The 17,122-nt window shown below is 74.6% G+C and carries 15 protein-coding genes and 1 CRISPR repeat array; of the genes, 7 read left to right on the top strand and 8 right to left on the bottom strand.

All coding sequences use genetic code 11. The features are described 5' to 3' along the window. Positions 1-8 precede the first annotated feature (8 nt). The 4 genes from AB0G01_RS24830 (at position 9) to AB0G01_RS24815 (ending at position 4,008) form a co-directional block, all read left to right on the top strand. A complete protein-coding gene (locus AB0G01_RS24830) occupies positions 9-1,379 on the top strand; it encodes an FAD-binding monooxygenase (RefSeq protein WP_360949400.1) in 1,371 nt (456 codons plus the stop codon). Positions 1,380-1,440: 61 nt separating this feature from the next. Further along, entirely contained in the window at positions 1,441-2,559 is a 1,119-nt protein-coding gene (locus AB0G01_RS24825) for a histidine kinase (protein ID WP_360949398.1), read from the top strand. A 32-nt stretch (positions 2,560-2,591) separates the two neighbouring features. Further along, entirely contained in the window at positions 2,592-3,320 is a 729-nt protein-coding gene (locus AB0G01_RS24820) for a response regulator transcription factor (protein ID WP_360949731.1), read from the top strand. A 31-nt stretch (positions 3,321-3,351) separates the two neighbouring features. Further along, positions 3,352-4,008 (top strand): DUF2306 domain-containing protein, encoded by a 657-nt coding sequence (locus tag AB0G01_RS24815; RefSeq protein WP_360949396.1) that lies wholly within the window; start codon positions 3,352-3,354, stop codon positions 4,006-4,008. Positions 4,009-4,027: 19 nt separating this feature from the next. Next, positions 4,028-5,399: direct repeats of the CRISPR family, unit length 28 nt; unit sequence GGACCACCCCCGCGTGTGCGGGGAAGAG. Between the two features lie 100 nt (positions 5,400-5,499). Here AB0G01_RS24815 and AB0G01_RS24810 read toward each other — a convergent pair. The 3 genes from AB0G01_RS24810 to AB0G01_RS24800 are packed head-to-tail and all read right to left on the bottom strand — an operon-like array spanning position 5,500 to position 8,139. Then, positions 5,500-5,997, bottom strand: coding sequence for a hypothetical protein (locus tag AB0G01_RS24810; protein WP_360949394.1), 498 nt, complete (start codon positions 5,995-5,997; stop codon positions 5,500-5,502). Then, positions 5,994-7,472, bottom strand: coding sequence for an ATP-binding protein (locus tag AB0G01_RS24805; RefSeq protein WP_360949392.1), 1,479 nt, complete (start codon positions 7,470-7,472; stop codon positions 5,994-5,996). The genes AB0G01_RS24810 and AB0G01_RS24805 overlap by 4 nt, the downstream gene beginning before the upstream one ends. Beyond that, on the bottom strand, positions 7,465-8,139 hold the full coding sequence (locus tag AB0G01_RS24800; protein WP_360949390.1) for a response regulator transcription factor: 675 nt from the start codon (positions 8,137-8,139) through the stop codon (positions 7,465-7,467). Before AB0G01_RS24800 ends, AB0G01_RS24805 begins: the two co-directional genes overlap by 8 nt. A 140-nt stretch (positions 8,140-8,279) precedes the next feature. On the opposite strand from AB0G01_RS24800, the gene AB0G01_RS24795 reads away from it, so the two are divergent. Both AB0G01_RS24795 and AB0G01_RS24790 read left to right on the top strand, forming a co-directional pair. After that, positions 8,280-9,044, top strand: a complete 765-nt coding sequence (locus tag AB0G01_RS24795; RefSeq protein WP_360949388.1) for an ABC transporter ATP-binding protein — start codon at positions 8,280-8,282, stop codon at positions 9,042-9,044. Continuing rightward, complete coding sequence (locus AB0G01_RS24790) at positions 9,044-11,581, top strand: FtsX-like permease family protein (RefSeq protein WP_360949386.1); 2,538 nt, start codon at positions 9,044-9,046, stop codon at positions 11,579-11,581. The genes AB0G01_RS24795 and AB0G01_RS24790 overlap by 1 nt, the downstream gene beginning before the upstream one ends. A 62-nt stretch (positions 11,582-11,643) precedes the next feature. Here the strand turns inward: AB0G01_RS24790 and AB0G01_RS24785 are convergent, their stop codons facing one another. Continuing rightward, positions 11,644-12,441, bottom strand: coding sequence for a DUF1684 domain-containing protein (locus tag AB0G01_RS24785; protein WP_360949384.1), 798 nt, complete (start codon positions 12,439-12,441; stop codon positions 11,644-11,646). 186 nt (positions 12,442-12,627) lie between these two features. After that, on the bottom strand, positions 12,628-13,497 hold the full coding sequence (locus AB0G01_RS24780; protein ID WP_360949382.1) for a VCBS repeat-containing protein: 870 nt from the start codon (positions 13,495-13,497) through the stop codon (positions 12,628-12,630). Positions 13,498-13,602: 105 nt separating this feature from the next. Between AB0G01_RS24780 and AB0G01_RS24775 the strand changes: the two genes are divergently transcribed. After that, positions 13,603-14,181, top strand: coding sequence for a helix-turn-helix domain-containing protein (locus AB0G01_RS24775; protein ID WP_360949380.1), 579 nt, complete (start codon positions 13,603-13,605; stop codon positions 14,179-14,181). A gap of 72 nt (positions 14,182-14,253) precedes the next feature. Here the strand turns inward: AB0G01_RS24775 and AB0G01_RS24770 are convergent, their stop codons facing one another. Genes AB0G01_RS24770 through AB0G01_RS24760 form a run of 3 tightly spaced genes read right to left on the bottom strand, consistent with a single transcriptional unit; the run spans position 14,254 to position 17,061 of the window. Further along, positions 14,254-14,910, bottom strand: a complete 657-nt coding sequence (locus AB0G01_RS24770; RefSeq protein WP_360949378.1) for a response regulator transcription factor — start codon at positions 14,908-14,910, stop codon at positions 14,254-14,256. Next, positions 14,892-16,013: a hypothetical protein gene (locus tag AB0G01_RS24765; protein ID WP_360949376.1), complete on the bottom strand. Its 1,122-nt coding sequence runs from the start codon at positions 16,011-16,013 to the stop codon at positions 14,892-14,894. Before AB0G01_RS24765 ends, AB0G01_RS24770 begins: the two co-directional genes overlap by 19 nt. After that, positions 16,006-17,061 carry an ATP-binding protein gene (locus tag AB0G01_RS24760; protein ID WP_360949374.1) on the bottom strand — a complete coding sequence of 352 codons (1,056 nt, stop codon included), beginning with the start codon at positions 17,059-17,061 and terminating at the stop codon, positions 16,006-16,008. Before AB0G01_RS24760 ends, AB0G01_RS24765 begins: the two co-directional genes overlap by 8 nt. Positions 17,062-17,122: the final 61 nt, after the last annotated feature.

Below are 17,122 nucleotides of genomic sequence, written 5' to 3'. Positions count from 1 at the left end.
GAGACGCCGTGATTTCCGCATCCCCCCGGCGGGCGGTGGTGCTCGGCGGCAGCATGGCCGGGCTGCTGGCCGCCCGCGTGCTGGCCGACCACTACGACGAGGTGCTGGTGGTGGACCGCGACCGGCTGAGCGGGGTGACCACCGCCCGGCAGGGCGTGCCGCAGGGCCGGCACGTGCACGGGCTGCTCGCGCGCGGCCAGCAGGTCCTCGACGAGCTGTTCCCCGGCTTCACCGCCGAGGCCGTGGCCGCCGGGGTGCCCACCGGGGACCTGGGCGAGTTGCGCTGGTTCTTCAACGGCCGCCGGCTGGCACCGAGGTCGACCGGGCTGACGTGCGTGTCGGCGGCCCGGCCGGTGCTGGAGAACCTGGTGCGCAACAGGGTGCTGGCGATCCCGAACGTCGGGCTGGCCGAGCGGCACGACATCCTCGGCCTGGTCACCACGCCGGACCGCGGCACGGTCGTCGGCGTGCGGATCGCACCGCGCGCACCCGGTCCGCAGGCGGACCGGGCGGTCGACGCCGACCTCGTGGTGGACGCGACCGGCCGGGCCACCCGGACCCCGCGGTGGCTGGCCGGGATCGGCTACGCCCCGCCGCCCGAGGACCGGATCCGCATCGACCTCACCTACACCACCCGCCGCTACCGCCTGCCCGACGAGTCGGTGCTCGGCGGTGACCTGTCGATCAACCCGGTGTCCACGCCCAGCCACCCGCGCGGCGCGTTCTTCTCCCGCGTGGAGAACGGCGACAGCATGCTGTCGCTCACCGGCGTCCTGGGCGACAGCGCCCCGACCGACCCGGAGGGCTACCTGGCGTTCGCCCGGTCCCTGCCGGTGCCGGACGTCTACGACGTGATCAAGGACGCGCGGGCGCTGGACGACCCGGTGGCGTTCCGCTACCCGGCGAGCGTGCGCCGCCGGTTCGAGGCGCTGGACCGGATGCCCGGCCACTTCGTCGTGCTCGGCGACGCCGCGTGCAGCTTCAACCCGGTGTACGGGCAGGGCATGACCGTCGCCGCGCTGGAGGCGTTGACGCTGCGCGACCACCTGGCGCGGGGCGGCACCCCGGACCCCCTGGCGTTCCAGCGGGACGTCGCGGCGGTGATCGACGTGCCGTGGGACATCTCGGCGGGCGGCGACCTCGGGTTCCCGGGCGTGGTCGGGAAGCGGACGCTGGCCACGAGGATCGGCACCGCCTACACCCACCGGATGCAGGCCGCGGCGGTGCGCGACGGCGAGGTCACCCGGACGTTCATGCGGGTGGCCGGCCTGGTCGAGCCGCCCGGTGCGCTGATGCGCCCGCGCATGCTCCTGCGCGTCCTGGGCCGGGCCGGGCGCGCCGCGCCGACCCCCGAACCGGTCGACCACCGGGTGGCCTGACCTCGGCGGAGCTGTACTTCCGGCTGATCCGGCGGGCCGGCCGGGCTCGTACCATGAGCCGGTGCACACCCTCCTCCGCTCGGTGTGGCGGGAGCCGCGACCCGCGCCCGGACCACCACGGCTGTGGTGGGACTGGGCGCTGGTGGGCGCGTTCGCGCTGGTCGCCGTGGTCGAGGCGCTGACCCGGCCGCTGCCCGACCCCGTGCTGTCCCCGGTGGTGGCGGTCGGGTTGACGCCGGTCCTGCTGTGGCGGCGGTCCCGGCCGCTGCCGGCCGTCGCGGTGGCGTTCGGCGCGTCCGCCGCGCTGACCGTCGTGCTGGGACGGGAGTTCCCCGAGCAGGGCGCGATGGTGTACCTCCTGCTGCTGCCCTTCTCGCTGCTGCGGTGGGGCTCCGGGCGGGAGGCGGTGCTCGGGACCGCGCTCATGCTGGGCAAGGTGGGCCTGTCCGCCGGGCTGGGCCACCTGCCGCCCGCCGACGCGCTGGCCGGCGTGCTCGTGCTCGCCCTGGCCCTCGCCCTGAGCGCGGCCGTCCGGTACCGGTCGCGGGAGCGGGTCCGCGAGCTGGACCAGGTCAAGCTGCTGGAGCGGGAACGGCTGGCGCGCGACCTGCACGACACCGTCGCGCACCACGTGTCGGCGATGGCGATCCGCGCCCAGGCCGGCATCGCCCTGGCCCCGACCCACCCCGGGGCGGCGGTCGACGCGCTGCGGGTGATCGACGCCGAGGCGGCCCGCGCGCTGGACGAGATGCGCGGCATGGTCCGCATCCTGCGCCGGGAACCGCTCGACCCGACCCCCGGTCCCCGGGTGGCCGAACTCGGCCGGCTCGCGTCGCGGACCTGGCCCGTGGTCGAGGTCGAGGTGGTCGGCGACGCCGACGACCTGCCGTCCCCGGTCGACGCGGCGGTCTACCGGCTGGCCCAGGAAGCGGTCACCAACGCCCGGCGGCACGCCCGGCACGCGACCCGGATCGCGGTGCGGGTGGAGGTCGACGCGACCTCGGTGCGGCTGCGGGTGAACGACGACGGCGTGCCGCACGCGACCGGCCCGCCGGGGTACGGGCTGACCGGCATGATCGAGCGCGCCGACCTGCTCGGCGGCACCTGCGCGGCCGGGCCGGACCCGGAGCGGGGGTGGACGGTCACGGCCGTGCTGCCCAGGACGGCGGGGACGCGGTGAACACCGGTGCTGCGGAGGATCGCGAGGGTGTGGTGAACATCAGGGTGCTGGTCGCCGACGACCAGGAGATCGTCCGCACCGGCCTGGCCATGATCCTCGACGCCCAGCCCGGCATCACCGTGGTCGGCACGGCCGAGGACGGGCGGCGGGCCGTGGACCTGGCCCGGAGGCTGCGCCCGGACGTGTGCCTGTTCGACATCCGGATGCCCGAGCTCGACGGCATCGAGGCCACCCGCCTGCTCGCCGGGCCGACCGTCGCGGACCCGCTCGCGGTCGTCGTGATCACCACGTTCGACCACGACGAGCACATCTACGCGGCGCTGCGGGCCGGGGCGCGCGGCTTCCTGCTCAAGAACGCCGGGGCGGAGCTGCTCGCGCAGGCCGTGCACGCCGCCGCGAACGGCGACGCCCTCATCGCGCCCAGCGTCACCGCGCGGCTGCTGGCCGACTTCGCCGAGCACGGGGGCGGCTCCCCGCCGGTCCAGCCGATCGACCCGCTGACCGACCGCGAGGAGCAGGTGCTGGCGGCCGTGGCGCGCGGGCGGACCAACAACGAGATCGCCGACGAGCTCCACGTCACGCTCAGCACGGTCAAGTCCCACATCACCAACCTGATGACCAAGCTCGGCGCGCGCAACCGGGTGGAGGTCGCGATGTGGGCCTACGAGACCCGCCGGGTGCGCGCGGGCGCGCGCCCGGCCGGAAGTACGAGACCGGAGCCGGACCTCCGGACAGGTCGGTCCAGGCCCGGAGACCGATGACCCGCAGGGCGCTGACCCGCACGATCGGCGTATGACAAGACGAACCCGGCAGTGGCCGGTGCCGGCCGGCCTGATCGCGCTCTGCCTGGTGCCGGTGGTGGCGGGCAGCGTGCGGCTGGCCGAGCTGTCCGGCGGCGGACCGGTCCGCCCCGAGAACGCCCGGTTCTTCGCGATGCCCGTGCCGGTGGTCCTGCACATCGTGACCGCCACGGTGTTCTGCCTGCTGGGGGCGTTCCAGTTCGTGCCGAGCCTGCGCCGCCGGCCGTGGCACCGGCTCGCGGGTCGGGTCCTGGTCCCGTGCGGACTCGTCGCGGCGGTGACCGGCCTGTGGATGACGGTGCTCTACCCGGAACCACCGGGCGACGGCCCGCTGCTCTACGCGTTCCGGCTGGTGTTCGGCACGGCGATGGTGGCGGCCCTGGTGCTCGGCCTCCGCGCGGTGCGACGACGCGAGTTCGCGGTGCACCGGGCGTGGATGATGCGCGGCTACGCGATCGGAATCGGCGCGGGCACCCAAGCCGTGGTCACGGCCCTGTGGCTCGTCCCGTTCGGCACACCCGACGAAACCACCCGCGCCCTGCTGCTGGGAGCGGGCTGGGTGATCAACCTGGCGGTGGTCGAGTGGCGGTTGACCAGAACCCCGAGCACCGGTCGGGGGACGAAGACAAAGGAACTGTTCCCGGCGTGACGGCCTGAGCCCCGCGTGCGCTGAGCCCCCGCGTGCGCGGGGAAGAGGCCATCCGGTCAGGTAGCGCGTCCACGTCGAAGGGGCCATCCCCGCGTGTGCGGGGAAGAGGACGCGGCCGTGCTGACGGAGAAGAACGACGAGGGACCACCCCCGCGTGTGCGGGAAAGAGGGGCCCGTCGTCGCCGGACGTGCCGTACTCGGCGGACCACCCCCGCGTGTGCGGGGAAGAGGGAGTGGGCATGGACGAGAGCAGTGATGTCCGGGGACCACCCCCGCGTGTGCGGGGAAGAGTCGCCGAAGACCTCGATGTAGAGGCGTTCGTGCGGACCACCCCCGCGTGTGCGGGGAAGAGCACGGCAGGGCCAACACCATGTCCCATGCGTCCGGACCACCCCCGCGTGTGCGGGGAAGAGCCTCTGGCTTGCCCGCCACGGCGTCATCGTGAGGGACCACCCCCGCGTGTGCGGGGAAGAGAAAGGTCCGCCGATGACCATCCCTCCCGCACCGGGACCACCCCCGCGTGTGCGGGGAAGAGCTACACCCACGAGGACTGAGGTCCGTGTCCACCGGACCACCCCCGCGTGTGCGGGGAAGAGGCGCGCGGCGGGCTGGGCGCGCACGAGTTGGCGGGACCACCCCCGCGTGTGCGGGGAAGAGCCCCGGACGCGGTCGCCGATGATCCGCCACGTGGGACCACCCCCGCGTGTGCGGGGAAGAGTGAAAGAGCACGGAAGGCAGCCGTACGAACAACGGACCACCCCCGCGTGTGCGGGGAAGAGCCGTCGTCGAGGGTGACGAAGACCAGGGGTCGTGGACCACCCCCGCGTGTGCGGGGAAGAGTCGGGTGAGCGGACCGCCCTCCAGAGCGACCAGGGACCACCCCCGCGTGTGCGGGGAAGAGAGCGCGACGAACTGCTGACGCGCGAGGCGTCGGGGACCACCCCCGCGTGTGCGGGGAAGAGGACCTCAGCCCGACCGAGTTCGACCCGCAGGTGGGACCACCCCCGCGTGTGCGGGGAAGAGCCCGTCACGGCCACCGGCCCGACCCGCACCAACGGACCACCCCCGCGTGTGCGGGGAAGAGCCGGCGCGTCCGGATACGGCCCCAACCACGGCAGGACCACCCCCGCGTGTGCGGGGAAGAGGTCGGGGGGTCCGCCGCGACCTGGGTGACACGGCGGACCACCCCCGCGTGTGCGGGGAAGAGGGCACCGGTACGCGCCCGTGGTCGCCCTGGCCGTGGACCACCCCCGCGTGTGCGGGGAAGAGTCCGAGGCCAGGCCCACGCCCATCTCGGGGTCAGGACCACCCCCGCGTGTGCGGGGAAGAGACCTCCGCGTAGCGAGGCAACACCCTGCCGCCCGGACCACCCCCGCGTGTGCGGGGAAGAGACTTGTTGACCTGGGGGTTTTGGCCGTTGCATCCTCGTTTTCATTCGGTTCACCCCGGTACCGGAACTCGGCCGGCGTCGTAGGCCGGCACGCGACCCGGTCAGGTCTGGGGCCACATCGAGTAGATGACGTCCGCCCCGTCCGTGCACACCACCTGCGGCAGCGCCGGTTCCGGCATCTGGTTGCAGGTCATGCCGGCTACGACGAGTGGTGGGAGGTCGGTGATCGGGTCGTGGCGTTCCGCGTAGTAGTCGACCAGCACCGCGCCCGCCCGGTCGCAGTCCAGTTTGCCCGACGGGGTTTCGACGACCGCCGCCAGCATCGGCTTGCCCAGGGCTCCGGTGAACGGCTGGTCGCAGAACCGGGTGGGGGCGGACTCGTCGATCGGGGGCAGCGGTAGCGGGGTGTCGGTGGTCGGGTCCGCGCTCGACTCCCTGGTGGGCTCCGACTCCGTGGTGGTGGGCTTCGATTCCGTGGTGGTGGGTTGCGGTTGTCCGGTGGTGCCCGCGCCCGCGACGTCGGTCGAGCCGGCGCTGCCCGTCACGGTGGTCGCACAGCCCGCGATCAGGACCAGTACGGCGAAGAGGACGATTCTCACGCAGGTGGACTCGTTTCGGCGGGGTGATCCGTTAGCACCGGCAGCGTCGCCACCAACCGGGCTCCGGCGTCGCTGTCGGCCACCCGCAGCGTACCGCCGTGCCGCTGCACGATTCCGCGCGCGATGGCCAGTCCCAGGCCGGAACCCCCGGTGTCCCGGGCCCGCGCGTCGTCCAGCCTGGTGAACCGCTCGAACACCCGCTCACGGTCCTCCGGCGGGATGCCGGGACCGTCGTCGCACACCTCCACCACCACGTCCGGCCCGTCCACGGCGACCCGCACGGTCACCTCGGACCGCGCGTGCCGCTGCGCGTTGTCCAGCAGGTTGCGCAGCAGCCGGTCCAGGTGCGCCGGCCAGCCGCGCACCGGCGCGGGTCCGTCGGCGACGCAGCCGAGCCCGCGTTCGGCGGCCTGCTCGCGGGCGAGTTCGGCGAGGTCCACCGCGACCGGCGGCACCGGGCCGGCCGCCTCGGTCTCGGCCAGCAGCAGCAGGTCCGCCGTGAGGTCCTGGAGGCGCTGGACGTCGGCGAGCGCGCGGCCGGCCGTGCGCGGCCAGTCGGCGCGGTCGGCGTGCACCAGCGCCACCTCTAGGCCGGCGCGCAGGTTGGCCAGCGGGCTGCGCAGCTCGTGGCTGGCATCGGCGACGAACTGCTGCTGCCGCCGCAACGACCGCTCCAGCCGGTCGAGCGTCGCGTTGGTGGTGCGCGCCAGCCCGGACACCTCGTCCCGCGACGGCGGCACGGGCACCCGGCGGTCGAGGTCGTGCTCGCTGATCTCGGCCATCCCGCGCCGGATCGCCTCCACCGGGCGCAGCGCGCGGCCGGTGGCCAGCCACGCGACCACGGCCACGAACAGCACGGCCGGCGGGACGGCGTGCAGCAGCACCTGGCTCACGCCGCGCGCTGCGGACTGGGCGTCCCACGGCAGCACGAACAGGTAGGCGGTGAGCCGGTAGCGGCGGGGCCCGTCCCGGCCCGCCAGGCCCGCGCGCGGGGTCACCTCGGCCCGGCCCAGCGGCTCGACGAGGGCGGCGGGCACGTCGTCGACCACCGCGCCCAGCACGGTGTAGGAGCGGTACTCCCGCCAGTCCGGGTGCTCGCCCGGTCGCAGCGCGTCGGTGGTGCGCGCCGCCCAGTCCGCCGGGGCGTCCGCCGGTGCCGGGGGCAGGGCGGGCCGGGCGGGGTCGAGTCGAGCCAGGGTGGCGCTGCGCACCACGACCTCGCCGGAGTCGGTCACGATCTCGAACATCGCGTCGCCGCTCACGCCACCGCCGGTGGGCGCGGTCCGGGCACCCGCCCGGAAGTCGTCGACCACCCGGTCGAGCTCCACGCGGGCGGTGCTCTCGGCGGCCTGGAGCTGACCGTTGTAGACGATGGTCCGCATCACCAGGCCGCCCAGCCCGAACACGCCCGCGCACGCCAGTCCGGCGGCCAGCGCCGCGCTCGCGCGCAGCGAGACCGGCCACCACCTAGGCATCGGCGACCAGGCGGTAGCCCGCGCCGCGCACGGTGCCGATCGTGCGGCGGCCGAACGGCGCGTCGACCTTGCGGCGCAACGCGCTCACGTAGACCTCCACGATGTTGGGGTCCCCGTCGTAGGCCATGTCCCAGACCTGCTCCAGGACGTCCACCTTGGACACGACCTGACCGGCCCGCCGGGCCAGGCACTCCAGCACGGCGAACTCCTTGGCGGTCAACGGGATCTCCTGCCCGGCCCGCCGGCAGGTCCGCCGCCCCGGGTCGACGGCCAGGTCACCGACCCTGATCACCGGTTCGCGCCCGGACGGTCCACGGCGCATCAGCGCGCGCAGCCGCGCGGTGAGCACCGGGTAGGAGAACGGCTTGCGCAGGAAGTCGTCGGCACCGGTGTCCAGCGCCTCGACCTCGTCGTACTCGCCGTTCTTGGCGGTGAGCATGAGGATCGGCGTGGTCACGCCGCGCTGCCGCAGCTCGGCGCACACCCGGTAGCCGTTGAGCACCGGGAGCATGATGTCCAGGACGATCGCCTGGTACGGGTGCTGCTGGGCGAGGGTCAGGCCCTCGCCGCCGTCGTGCGCGATGTCCACGGCGTAGCCGTCCGCCTCCAGTCCCCACTGGAGCGCCTCGGCCAGCCGCCGCTCGTCCTCGACCACCAGTACCCGCACGGCCGCCATCCTCCCAGACCGGTGCGGCCCGGCCTGAAGCGATCTTCAGGTCGCTTCAGCCGGCGCTCAGCGGGTGCCTGCCAGCCTGGGCGCGGGCCGGTGCCGCACACCGGCGGCCCGCACGCGACAGGGAGCAGAACATGGTGGAACTGGCGTCGACACCCCGGCCGGAGGGTGTCCGCACCGCCGTCGCCGCCCGGGACCTGGTGAAGGTCCACGGGACCGGCGACACCGCCGTCCGGGCGCTGGACGGGGTCAGCGTCGAGTTCGCGGCCGGCCGGTTCACCGCGATCATGGGCCCGTCCGGGTCGGGCAAGTCGACGATGATGCACTGCCTGGCCGGGCTGGACCCGGTCGACGCCGGTTCGGTCCACATCGGACGGACCGCGATCACCGGGTTGTCCGACCGGGACCTGACCAGGCTGCGCCGGGACCGGGTCGGGTTCGTGTTCCAGGCGTTCAACCTGCTGCCCACGCTGAGCGCCGAGGCCAACGTCCTGCTCGGGCTGGAGCTCGCGGGCCGCAAGCCCGACCGGGCGTGGTTCGACACCATCGTCGACGTGCTGGGCCTGCGCGACCGGTTGCGGCACAAGCCGACCGAGCTGTCCGGCGGGCAGCAGCAGCGGGTGGCCTGCGCGCGGGCGCTGGTGGCCAAGCCGGACGTGGTCTTCGCCGACGAGCCGACCGGCAACCTGGACTCGCGCTCCGGCGCGGAGGTGCTGGACTTCCTGCGGATGTCGGTGCGCGAACTCGGCCAGACCGTGATCATGGTGACCCACGACCCGGTGGCCGCCTCCTACGCCGACCGCGTCGTGCTGATGGCCGACGGCCGGTCGGCCGGCGAGATCGACAACCCGACCGCCGACTCCGTGCTCTCCGCGCTCAAGCACCTCGGGGGGATCTGATGCTGCGCACGATCCTGGCCGGGCTGCGCGCCCGCACCGCGCGCCTGGTGCTCTCCTCGGTGGCGATCGCGCTGGGCGTCGCGTTCGTCACCGGGTCGCTGGTGCTGACCGACGCGTCGCAGGCCGGTCTGCGCGACGCCTACGCCAGGACGGCCCGCGACGTGGACGTCTCGGTGACCATCGCGGTCGGGGCGTACCGCCCGGACCGCCCGCTCGACCGGGCCGCGCTGGAGGTGGTCCGGGGGGTGCCCGGCGTGGCGGCGGCCGAGGGTCGCGAGTCGGCGGCCGTGCCGCTGGTCGACCCGGGGGGCCGGGCCCTCGCGGCGCGGGTCGTCGCGCTGCCGGCCGACGAGCGGTTGCGGCCGTTCGACCGGGCCGAGGGGCGCTACCCGGACGACGACCACGAGGTGGCGCTGGACACCGTGACCGCCGCCGAGGCGGGGTACGCGCTGGGGCAGCGGGTCGCGCTGCTCGGCGCGGACGACCAAGAGCGGGCGTTCACCCTGGTCGGCACGTTCCGGCCGGCCGTGACCTCCGGTGAGCTGGCGGGCGGCACCGAGGTCGTCGTGCTGCCCGGCGCGCTGCGCGCGGTCGCCCCCGACCGGGGGTTCACCGAGATCGTGGCCCGCGCCGCGCCGGGCGTGGACCAGCGGCAGCTCACCGCGGCGGTCGACGCCGCGCTCATCCGCACCGACGTCGCGGTGGCCACCGGCGACGAGTCGGTCGCCGCGCTGGTCCGGCAGACCGCGCCCGAGTCGGGGAGTTTCACCAGGTTCCTGACCACGTTCTCGGTGATCGCGCTGTTGGTGGCCGCGCTGGTCATCGGCAACACCTTCACCGTGCTGGTGTCCCAGCGGACCCGGGAACTGGCGTTGCTGCGGTGCGTGGGCGCGGGGCGCGGGCAGGTGTTCGGCGGCGTGCTGGCGGAGGCGGCGGTGACGGGGGTGATCGCCTCGGCGCTGGGCCTGCTCGGCGGGCTGGGCGTCTCGGCGCTGCTCCAGATCGGCATCAGCTCGTTCAGCTCGCGCGGCGCGGACTTCACGGTCTACACGCCGTTGTCGAAGCGGACCGTGATCATCGCCTTCGCGGTGGGCGTCCTGGTCACGATGCTCGCCGCCGTGCTGCCGGCGCGCCGGGCGACCCGGGTCGCGCCGGTCGCGGCGTTGCGGACCTCGCCCGACGGGCCGGTGACCGGGCGGATCGGGCGGGGGCGGATCGTGCTCGCAACGGTCCTGGCGGCGGCCGGCGTGGTCGCGGCGGTGGTCGGCCTGGACATCGGCGACGGCGCGGGCGCGGTGCTCGCCACCGCCGCGTCGGTCCTGCTGCTGGGCGTGGCGCTGGTGCTCGGGCCGGTCCTGGTCGGGCCGGTCACCGGGGCGCTGGGCGCGCTGCCCCGCGCGCTGTTCGGCGTGCCGGCCAGGCTCGCCACGGCCAACGCCCACCGCAACCCCCGGCGGACCGCCGCCACCACCGCCGCGCTGACCATCGGGCTGGCCGTCGTCACCATGGTCACCGGTGTTGCCGCCGGAGTGCGGGCAGGCGCGGAACGCCGGCTCGACGTGCAGTTCCCGGCCGACTACACGGTGTCCAGCGCCGTCTACGACCGGCCGCTGACCGATCCCCTGGTCGACCGGCTCGCCGGTCTCCCGCAGGTCGCCGTCGCCGCGCCGCGCACCGCGTTCAACGCGGACGTGGGTGGTGCGCCCGCCCAGCTCACCGCCGTGCGCGAGGACGCGATCGGCACCGTCGTCCGGCCCGCCGTGATCAGCGGGTCGCTCGACCGGCTGGGTCCGGGCGAGCTCGCGCTGAGCGAGGAGCTGGCCGAGCAGAGCGGGTACGCGGTCGGCGACACGGTGCCGACCACCTCCTACGACGAGCCGCGCATCGGGCGGGACCTGGAGGTCGTCGCGGTGTACGGCCCGAGCGAGGGGCTGGACCTGGGGCTGGTCGGGCTGGACACCTGGCGGCAGCTCCAGCCGGCGGCCACCGGGTACACCGAGATCCTGGTCGAGCTCAAGCCCGGGGTGGCCGCCGCCGACGGCCGGGAGGCGGTGGACCGGGCCGTGGCCTCGTCACCGGTGGCCCGGGTGGAGAGCTCCGCCGAGGCCCGGGAGCGGGCGGGCGAGAGCACCCGCCGGATGGTGGTGTTCATCTGGGCGCTGGTCGGGCTGGCCGTGCTCATCGCGGTGTTCGGCATCGCCACCACGCTGTCGCTGTCGGTGCTGGAGCGCACCGGGGAGTCCGCGCTGTTGCGCGCGCTGGGGCTGACCAGGGGGCAGTTGCGGGGCGTGCTGGTGATCGAGTCGCTGCTGGTGGCGTCGATGGGCGCGGTCCTCGGCCTGGCGCTCGGCCTCGTCTCGGCGTGGCTGCTGACGCGGGCGGTGTCCACGCCCCACCAGCCGCTGGACTTCGTCGTGCCGTTCGGGGAGCTCGGCGCGGCGGCGCTGGTGGCGGTGCTCGCGTCGGTGCTCGCGGCGCTCGTCCCGGCCCGGCGGGCGGCGCGCACGTCGATCGTCGCCGGGATGCGGGACGCCTGACGCGGGGCGTCGGCACGCGGTCCCGCAGCGGTGGCGCAGCCGCTGCGGGACCGCGTGCCGGCTCAGGGCCGCTCGTAGGGGATCAGCTCCCCCGCTTCGACGTCGAACGGCAGCCGGTTGCCCTCCGGGGGCAGCGGGCACGTCGCGTAGTCGGTGAACGCGCACGGCAGGTTCACCGCGCGGTTGAAGTCCAGTTCGACCGTGCCGTCCGCCGCGGGCTCGGGCACCGCCAGCGACCGGTTCGCCGCGTAGGTCGTGACACCGCTGGTGCCGTCGGTGAACAGGATGCTCAGCCCGCCCGCGTTGCCGTTGAACACGGTCAGCACGTGCTCGTCGGCTCCGCGCCGGAACCGCACCACGCCGGGCGCGGTGTAGACGTGGCTGAGCCCTTCGACCACCGCGCCGACCGTGGTCGGGCGGGGTTCGTCGAACGGCTCGAAGGTGCCGGTGAGCACCCACTCCGGTCGCGGCCGGTAGCTCGGCACGCCCCGGAACGCGCCCAGCGCGGGGGCCGCCGGGTCGTGCACCCGGATCAGGTAGCCGCCCCGGCGGGCCACCTCGACCTCCACGTCGCCCACCACGACCCGCGCGCCGAGACCGCTCTTGACCAGCTCGAACCGCAGCGGTCCGGTGACCGGCGCGCCCTCGTGGACGGCCTCCGCGCCCTGCGGGTCGAAGTGCGCCGCGTCCGCGTCCTGCCACCACAGGCCGGGCAGACCGGGGTAGGCGCGGGGCGCGTCCGCCAACCAGTCCAGCGACACCAGCGCCAACCAGCCGTGCGGGTCGGCCAGCCGCCGCTCGCGCTCGTCCTTCCACTCCTGCCACCGCTCCGCGAACCCCTGAGCGTGTTCCTGGACCACGTCGCCCACCGCGCACCCCATTTCCGATAACACCGTCGTCGGTGCTTCAAGGGTGCCGCACGGCTTTTTCCGCGTCCCACCTGACGGGATTCCCGACGCGGTCCGGTGCGGGATCGCGGAGGCCGCGATCCCGCACCGGGTTTCGCTCGACCGGGCACCGGCGAAGAACTGCCGGCACCCGCCGAATCACACCGGGATGTCCCCTCCCACACCCCACGCGACGGTGAACAGGTTGCGGGCCCACCAGACGCCGGTGCTCGGTCGCCACACCGTGTAGTCGGTCCGGTTGTCGCCGTTGAAATCACCGGAAACCGGGATGTCCCCGCCGACGCCCCACTGCACGGTGGCGATGTTGCGCACGTACCAGGTGCCGTTGCTGGGCCGCCACACGGTGAGGTCCGAGGTGTTGTCGCCGTTGAAATCACCCGTCACCGGGATGTCGCCGCCGACGCCCCACTGCACGGTGGCGATGTTGCGCGCGTACCAGGTGCCGTTACTGGGTCGCCACACCGTGTAGTCGTCACGGTTGTCGCCGTTGTAGTCGCCCACGATCGGGATGTCTTCGCCGCTACCCCACTGCACGGTGGCGATGCCGCGCACGTACCAGGTGCCGTTGCTCGGCCGCCACACCGCGTAATCGGCGTGGTTGTCGCCGTTGTAGTCGCCGACGACGGGGACGTCGCCGCCCACGCCCCACTGCACCGTGGCGATCCCGCGCACGTACCAGGTGCCGTTGCTCGGCCGCCACACGGCGATGTCGGTGATGTTGTCGCCGTTGTAGTCGGCGGCCACCGGTATGTCGCCGGCGACGCCCCATTGCACGGTGAACTGCCCCTGCACATACCAGGTGCCGTTGCTCGGCCGCCAGACGGCGACATCATCCGTTCCGTCACCGTTGAAGTCACCCACCACTCTTTGGGGTGACGAGTCGGAAGCGGTCGAACGAGTCTCGACCTCGTCGTCCTGAGCGGCGGCGGCGTGCCCCGCGGGCAGCCCCACCACAAGGGCCGCGACCGCGGTCGCGGTGGCGACGAGTTGTTTCCGGAAAATTCGCATGTCGACAGTCTGCGACCGGTGGACAGCTCCGAAATCACCTGTTCCGCTCAGTGGACCGGAAAGGAACTTCCGGTTGAATGACGACCCGAGGGGGTGCAATAAGACATGAACCAGACGGAGTTGGAACGTGGCGTGCTCGGCCGGGCATTCACCCTGTTGGACGCACTGGTGAGCCGTTCGGATGGCGTAGGGCTGACCTGGATCGCACATTATTGCGGAATACCCAAAGCCACCACGCACCGGTTGCTGCAACAACTGGAGGCGCTGGGCGTGGTGGAGCGCGCGGACGGCCTGTACCGGCTGGGCTCGCACGTGTTCCGGCTCGGCCAGGCGTGGGAGCCCTACCCGCACCTGCTGACCGCCGCCCGCCGCCCGCTGCACGCGCTGGCCACCGCCACCCGGGTCAGCGCCGTGCTCACCGTGCGCTGCCAGCGGGAGGACCTGATCGCCGCGACCGGCCTCGCCAGACCCGAGGACGTGCTGCTGCTGAGACCGGGGTGCCCGGTGCCGCAGGACCTCGACGTCATCTCCACCCCGGTGCTCACCCCGACCGGCCAGCAGGTCGGCACGATCGGCGCGGTCGCGCCCGACCTCCGAGGACGGGGGCACTTCGCCGACGCCGTCCGGCACGCCGCGCGGTCCGTGAGCGCCGCCCTGGGCCGCTCGCGCGACCCCGTCGGCTGACCGCGCGCCCCCCACCGACCGCGCGCCCCGCCGCCCGCACCGGAGCGCCCGACAGCCGGTCCGGCTCCCCCGCTACAGCTCGTCCAGCCGCACCAGGCCGTCCTGGATCGCGCGGGCCACCAGCGCGGCCTTCGTCGGCGCGGGCCGACCGGCCTCGGCGTACCGGATGCGGACGCGGTCGATGTAGCTGTTCACCGTCCGCACCGAGAGGCCGAGCTTGCGGGCGACCATCTCCTTGGACTCGCAGGCGAACCAGTTGACCAGCACGTCGGTCTCGCGCGGTGTCAACCGGGGCCGTCCGGGCCGGGTGTCGGTGCTGATCGCGCGGGCCATGGCCGGCGGCGTGCACGGGCGGTCGCGGCCGGCCGCCTGGATCGCGGGCACCAGGTGGTCGGGGCCCTCGGTCTTGGCCAGGTAGGCGAACGCGCCGAGCTCCAGGCACACCAGGATGGTGTCGCGGTCCTCCCGCATCGTGTAGACGATGACCCGCCGCCCGGCCTCGACCAGCCGCCGCAGGTCCGTCCACGCCGGCACCTGGCCGGCCAGGTGCAGGTCGAACACGACCACGTCGGCGGACAGCCCGGGGTCGGTCCACGCCGCAGCCGGCGTCGCGCCGGAGTCCACCACGCGGACCGGCGGGTCGGCGTCGGCGCACCAGGCGACGAGCCCGGCCACGATCGCCGGGTGGTCGTCCACGACCACCACCGTGGTCAGTCCCGCACTCGCCACGTGGCCTCCACCCAGACGTCGGACCCGTCCACCCGGCGCGTCACGGTCACCCCCGCCGCCCGGTCTTCCGCCGCCGCGCCGGTGACCTCGCCCTCCTCGGCGGCCGGCGCGTCGGCCAGCACGCTCACCGCGACCCCGCCGGGCGACCCGAGCACGGTGACGCGCGCCCGCGCGGCCCTCGCCATGATCCGCAACGCGGGCTCGGTCAACGCCCGGCGCACCTCCGGCGGCGGTGTCGGCCGGTCACCGCAAGTGCCCAGGTACACCGCGACCCCCTTGCGCTCGGCCAGGTCCACGCACGCCCGCAACTCGTGCAGCAGCGGGTCCACGACGTCGTCGTGCTCGGCGAACAGCCGCCGGTGCCGCGCCGCCGCCACCGCGTACGCGGCGCGCACCCGGTCGTCGGCCAGGTCCGCCGCGCCGGTGGTCAGGTCGGTCAGCAGCGACACGGTCGTGCCCGCGAGATCGGCGTACCTGGCCTGCCGGTCGGCGTGCAGGTGCTCGGCGATGGCGTCGGCGGTCCGCACCCGCTCGGCCCGCCGGGACGCCGCCGCCGAGGTGGTCGCGAGCCCGCGCAGGGCCACCCCCGCCGCCAGCACCGGCAGTTCGCACCCGAGCACGACGGCGGTGACGACCACGAGGTCGGCCGACTCGTGCGCCCGCCCGACGAGCGCGAGCTGGCCGAAGGCGATCGCGGTGTGCAGCCCGAGGCACACCGCCGGTGCCACCGCACCGCGGTCGACCAGCAGCAACAGCAGGAACCAGCCGATCACCCCGTAGGACCACTCGGCCTCCGACATCAGCCGGTCGGCCGAGATCCCAGTGGTGGCCGACGCCGACGCGGCGAACACCACCGCCACCAGCACCCACCGCGACCGGCCCGCGAACCGCCTGCGCAGCACCTGCCCGCCGGCCACCAGCGCCACCGCGCACAGCAGCGCGAAGGCGACCACCTGCCGGGCCGGGTCCCGGTAGAACCCGGGGTCGGCCGCGAGCAGCGGCAGGGCGAACCCGCACAGCGTGGTGACCGTGATGGCCAGGATCGCCAGGCGCAACCCGTGCAGCAGCCGGTCCAGCACGAGTGCGCTGTCCGGCTCACCCATCCGGCCACTCCAGGCGGATGCTGGTCCCCGCGCCGGGACGGCTGGTCACGACCGCCCGCCCGCCGATCCGGGCCAGGCGCTGCCGCACCGAGCACGACAGCCCGCGCCGGTGCGCCGGCACCGACCCCGGCGCGAAGCCCCGGCCCCGATCGACCACCTCCACGACCACCAGCCCGCCCGCCCGGCGCACCAGCACCTCGGCGGTCCCGACCCCGGCGTGCCGGGCCACGTTGGTCAACGCCTCCCGCACCGCCGCGCTCACCGCCGCGCCCCGCACCGCGCCCACCGGCACGGTGTCCGGCGACCGCAGCGACACCGCTACCGGCGCGTGCCGGGCCACCTCGCCCAACAGCCGGGCCAGGTCCTCCCGGCCCTCCGGGAAACCGGGTGGCGCGGCGAGCGCGGCCAGGTCCCGCGCGGCCTGGTCGGCCAGCCACGGCTCGACGCGCTCGACCATCCGCGACCCGACCGCGAGCAGCGTCGACGCGGCGGTGTCGTGCAGCAGCGCCAGGTGTTCGCGCTCGTCGTCGCGGCGCGCCGCCGCGACCGCCGCGTCCGTCCGGGCCCGCGCGCCCGCCGCGACCGCCCGGTCGGCGCGCCGCGAACCGTTGCGCACCAGCAGGAACAGCAGCCGCGACAGGGCCGCCTCGACGACGGTCCACAGCCCGGTCGACACCGCCGTGCCCCACCCCTGCGGCGCGGCGAGGACGTCACCGGCCAGCAGCGCCACCACCAGGACCGCGGTCAGCAGCGCTCCCCGGCGCGTCGAGGTGAGCCACTGGTGCGCGACGGCCGTGCACGAGACGATCGCGAGCACCCAGTTCGTGCTGTCGCTCAACGCCTCCACCGGCACGATCCACCGCTGCGCCACGCACAGCGCCACGACGACCGCCGTGTCCGCCACGAGCAGCCGGGCACCGCCCCACCGCACGTACCACGCGCTCCACACCCACAGCCCCACGACCACCGACGCGACCCACGGCCGTTGACCGGGTGCGCACTGGACCAGCGCGGCACCGCCGGCGCACACCACCACGGCCGTGCGCATCAGGACGGCGTACCGACGGCCTGTCCGGCGCAACCCGGCCTCGGTTGCGGCAACTGGAGGT

This window comes from Actinosynnema sp. NPDC023587, from assembly GCF_040640215.1.
In the GTDB taxonomy this organism is placed as follows: Bacteria; Actinomycetota; Actinomycetes; order Mycobacteriales; family Pseudonocardiaceae; genus Actinosynnema.
This window is presented reverse-complemented; position numbering and strand designations above follow the sequence as displayed.